At 66.8% G+C, this 4248-nt stretch carries 4 protein-coding genes; 2 read left to right on the plus strand and 2 right to left on the minus strand.

Annotation, left to right across the window (positions count from 1 at the left end):
- Positions 1-74: 74 nt before the first annotated feature.
- Positions 75-1364, minus strand: a complete 1290-nt coding sequence (locus ACFV15_RS14640) for a PhoH family protein (protein ID WP_378350859.1) — start codon at positions 1362-1364, stop codon at positions 75-77.
- Positions 1365-2074: 710 nt separating this feature from the next.
- Here ACFV15_RS14640 and ACFV15_RS14645 point away from each other — a divergent pair.
- Positions 2075-2323, plus strand: coding sequence for a hypothetical protein (locus ACFV15_RS14645; protein WP_378350837.1), 249 nt, complete (start codon positions 2075-2077; stop codon positions 2321-2323).
- A gap of 132 nt (positions 2324-2455) precedes the next feature.
- Here the strand turns inward: ACFV15_RS14645 and ACFV15_RS14650 are convergent, their stop codons facing one another.
- Positions 2456-3214, minus strand: a complete 759-nt coding sequence (locus tag ACFV15_RS14650) for an isoprenyl transferase (RefSeq protein WP_378350861.1) — start codon at positions 3212-3214, stop codon at positions 2456-2458.
- 296 nt (positions 3215-3510) lie between these two features.
- Here ACFV15_RS14650 and ACFV15_RS14655 point away from each other — a divergent pair, with 296 nt between their 5' ends.
- Positions 3511-4152, plus strand: a complete 642-nt coding sequence (locus ACFV15_RS14655) for a hemolysin III family protein (protein ID WP_378350863.1) — start codon at positions 3511-3513, stop codon at positions 4150-4152.
- The last annotated feature ends 96 nt before the right edge of the window (positions 4153-4248 follow it).

Consider the following 4248-nt stretch of genomic DNA (forward strand, 5'->3'; position numbering starts at 1 on the left):
CCCGGCCGGGGGCGTTGTACCTGGGCGGGGGGGCGGTCGGGGGTGGCACACCCGCGCGGCCCGCCCACGAGTCTTTATGCGCCGTGATCCTCCAGCATCTCGGTGACGAGCGCCGCGATCGGCGAGCGCTCGGAGCGGGTGAGGGTGACGTGGGCGAAGAGCGGGTGGCCCTTCAGCTTCTCGATGACCGCCGAGACGCCGTCATGCCGTCCGACCCGCAGGTTGTCGCGCTGGGCGACATCGTGCGTGAGCACCACTCGCGACGCGGTGCCGAGTCGCGAGAGGACGGTCAGCAGCACGTTGCGCTCCAAGGACTGCGCCTCGTCCACGATGACGAACGTGTCGTGCAGCGAGCGGCCACGGATGTGCGTGAGCGGCAGCACCTCGAGCATGCCCCGGTCGAAGACCTCGTCCAGCACGTCCTGGCTGACCAGCGCGCCGAGCGTGTCGAACACGGCCTGCGCCCACGGCGACATCTTCTCGCTCTCGGAGCCGGGAAGGTAGCCGAGGTCCTGCCCGCCGACCGCGTAGACCGGCCGGAACACGACGACCTTGCGGTGCGCACGCCGTTCCATGACCGATTCGAGGCCGGCGCACAGCGCCAGCGCCGACTTGCCGGTGCCCGCGCGCCCGCCGAGTGACACGATGCCGACGTCGGAGTCGAGCAGCAGGTCCAGCGCCACGCGCTGTTCCGCCGACCGTCCGTGCAGCCCGAACGCCTCCTTCTCACCGCGCACCAGCCGGATCCGCTTGTCGGCCGTGACCCGGCCCAGCGCGCTGGAGCTGCCCGCGAGCAACCGCAGCCCGGTGTGACAGGGCATCTCGGCGACCTCGTCCAAGCCGAACTCGACCGGGTCGACCGAGCTGGTGTGGAACAGCGCGTCGAGCAGCGTCTGCGGCGCGTCGACGTCGGCCATCCCGGTCCAGCCGGACGGCGTGACCTCCTGGGCGCGGTACTCGTCCGCGTCCAGGCCGACAGCGCCCGCCTTGACCCGCAGCGGGACGTCCTTCGTCACCAGGGTGACGCCGGGACGCTCCACGGCCAGGTTCAGCGCGCAGGCGAGGATGCGGTGGTCGTTCGAATCAGTGCGGAAGCCGACCGGCAGCACCGTCGGGTCGGTGTGGTTCAGCTCGACCTGGATGGTGCCGCCCTCCTCCCCGATCGGGAGCGGCGCGTCGAGCCTGCCGTACTGACGGCGCAGGTCATCGAGCATGCGCAGGGCTTCACGGGCGAACCAGCCCAGTTCGGGGTGGTGGCGTTTCGCCTCCAGTTCACTGATGACGACGAGCGGAAGCACCACACAGTGCTCGGCGAATCGGGTCACTGCCCATGGGTCCGAAAGCAGTACCGACGTGTCGAGCACATAGGTGTGCGGCTGGGACTCGGATGAGGCTTTCTCAGTGCCAGAGGCACCGGTCGAAGAACGGCCAGAGGCCTTGCGGGGTAAACGCTGCGCAGTCACGACGGCATCTCCCTCGTGGGCGTGGGCACCACGCCCGCCACTCGCTGGGCCGGGCACTTCCCTGGCTGGTCCGTTCTCCCTGACGGTTTGTCAGGTCGTACGGCCACGAGGGCCGGGTGCCGGCCCCCTCGCGCGCTTCATGAGTGGCTTCGCCACCCGATCTGCCACAGCCACGACCAGGGCCTCCCGCGAGGATCCGCATGGGACGCGAACCCTCACTGCGAAAGTTACCTGCGTTCTGGATTTCGTGCAGGCAGCCACACAGGTGATTCGCCGAACTGTCATCTCACTGTTGGTCGCGGGACATCAACCACGGGTGGAAGTTACTCTGAGTGATGGACCACCCGTACCGGGAACACCCGTTCGAATGGATCATGGGACACTTGTGTAAACAATTGCCGGTAAACAGGCGTTATCACGTGACGATCTTGCCCGCACTTTCAGTTCCTTGATTTCAACCCTGCCGAGTGAAGAATCCATTCTGGACTCACACAATGGTGTCATCGGTGACGCATGACGCCAGATTACCTAGTAACTTTCGTGTTGCGGGACACACCACCGGATCTCCGGTGCCCCGGACCCCGAATCTCACATCTAGGAGTGTGTTGACAGTGAAGAAGCTTGCCGGCGTCGTTGCCGCTACCGCAATCACCATGACCGTGCTCGGCGGCACCGCAATGGCCGCCCCCGCCGGTGAAACGAGCGGCCACGACGACCACATCACCTTCAGCGACGCCGCTTCCTGGTTCATGGATGGTGGCGGCGCGCTGGGTTACGGTGCGGCCGCCGTGGTCGCCGGTGCCTACGCCGGCATCGCCACCACCCCGGCGCTGATCCTCCACTCGCTGAGCAAGCACTGAGCGCTTAGCTGAAAGCAGGGCCCTGGGCATTCGCCCGGGGCCCTGCTTTTTTATGCGTACCGCATGAGCATCGAAGGTTTCCCGTAACGCCGTTACGGGAAACCGTTTCACGATAAGCGGCACCGCGCCGAATCAGTTGCCGAACCGGCGGTGTCGCCAAGCGTAATCACGCATCGCACGCAAGAAGTCGACACGGCGGAATGCGGGCCAGTAGGCCTCCGTGAACCAGAATTCGGAGTGCGCCGACTGCCAGAGCAAGAATCCGGAAAGCCGCTGCTCCCCCGAGGTCCTGATGATGAGGTCCGGGTCGGGCTGGCCCGAGGTGTAGAGATGCTCCGAGATGTGGTCGACGTCCAGTATCTTCGCGAGCTCCCTGATCGACGTGCCCTCGTCGGCATGCTGGAGCAGCAGCTTCTTGACCGCGTCGGCGATCTCCTGCCGCCCGCCGTACCCGACGGCGACGTTGACCTCCATGCCCTTGCGGCCCTCGGTCTGCTCCGCGGCGGCCACGAGCCGCTTCGCGATGTCGTCCGGCAGCAGGTCGAGCGCCCCGACGATACGCAGCTGCCAGGGGTTTTCCGGCTTGGCCAGCTCCTCGGTGACGTCGGCGATGATCTGCAGCAGCGGCCCGACCTCTTCGGCGGGGCGGTTGAGGTTGTCGGTGGACAGCAGCCACATGGTGACCACTTCGACCTCGGCCTCGTTGCACCAGAGCAGGAAGTCGGCGATCTTCTGCGCCCCCGCCCGATGCCCGTCCGCGACATCGGTGAAGCCCGCTTCGCGAGCCCATCTGCGGTTGCCGTCGAGCATGATGGCGATATGCCGCGGGTGCTTGCCGGCGGCCTGCTGGATCAGCCGCCGCCCGTAGGCGCTGTAGACGATGCTGGACATGAAGGACCGGAGACTCACGCCAGAGGAGACTACGCACTCAGCCCGTGTTTCTCAGATCGGGCACGCGGTAGCCGCGCCCAGGTCGTCCCTGGCGGCACCGCGACATCACCCGAGTACAACCCGGTACGAGGGCGATGCCACGGCACCGCCAGGAACAACCTGGATCACGACTCTCACGCACCAGATCCGAGAAACACGGGCTGGTCCGGGAAGTGTGACTCGCCACGAGTACTGCCATTGAACCTACGGTCCCGTAACCTGGGTGAGTGACCGTATCGACCGAACCCGAACGAACAGTGGACTCGCGCCCCCGCCTGCGGGGACACCTGCATTCCTGGTCGTTCTTCTTCGCGCTCGCCGGGGCCGCAACGCTCATCACACTGGCGGCGACCACGGTGTCCGCCCGTGCCACGCTGGCCACCTCGGTCTACGGCCTGACGGTCTTAGGCCTTTTCGGAGTGAGCGCGCTCTACCACCGTCGCATTTGGAGCCCCAAGGCGTACAAGTGGATGAAGCGCGCCGACCACTCGATGATCTTCCTGTTCATCGCGGGCACGTACACCCCGTTCGGCCTGCTGGCCATGTCACAGCCGGCGGGTTACATCGTCCTCGCGGTCGTCTGGGGCGGTGCCGTCGCGGGCGTCGCGCTGAAGATGCTCTGGCCGCACGCGCCCCGCTGGCTCGGCGTCCCGATCTACATCGCACTCGGCTGGGTCGCGGTCTTCGTCCTGCCCGAATTGGCCACGCATGCCGGGATCGCCGCTTTGGTCCTGCTCTGCGTCGGCGGCCTGTTCTACACGGTCGGCGCGATCTTCTACGCCTCGCGCTGGCCGAACCACTGGCCGGAGACCTTCGGCTACCACGAGTACTTCCACGCGTGCACGGTCCTGGCGGCGACCTCGCACTACGTCGCCATCTGGCTCGCCATGTACTCGTAGCTCACGTACGGCTAAGGGGTCGGGGTTTGGGGGGGGGGGGGGGTGTGGAGGGCGCGCACCACAGCGGCGTGGTTTGGTGGCGGGGGCGGCGCGGCG

The organism is Amycolatopsis sp. NPDC059657 (genome assembly GCF_042734395.1).
GTDB lineage: Bacteria > Actinomycetota > Actinomycetes > Mycobacteriales > Pseudonocardiaceae > Amycolatopsis.

Excerpts from the sequence above, each read along its gene's own strand:
- ACFV15_RS14650 (WP_378350861.1), bottom strand. The coding sequence starts at position 3,214 with ATGTCCAGCATCGTCTACAGCGCCTACGGGCGGCGGCTGATCCAGCAG.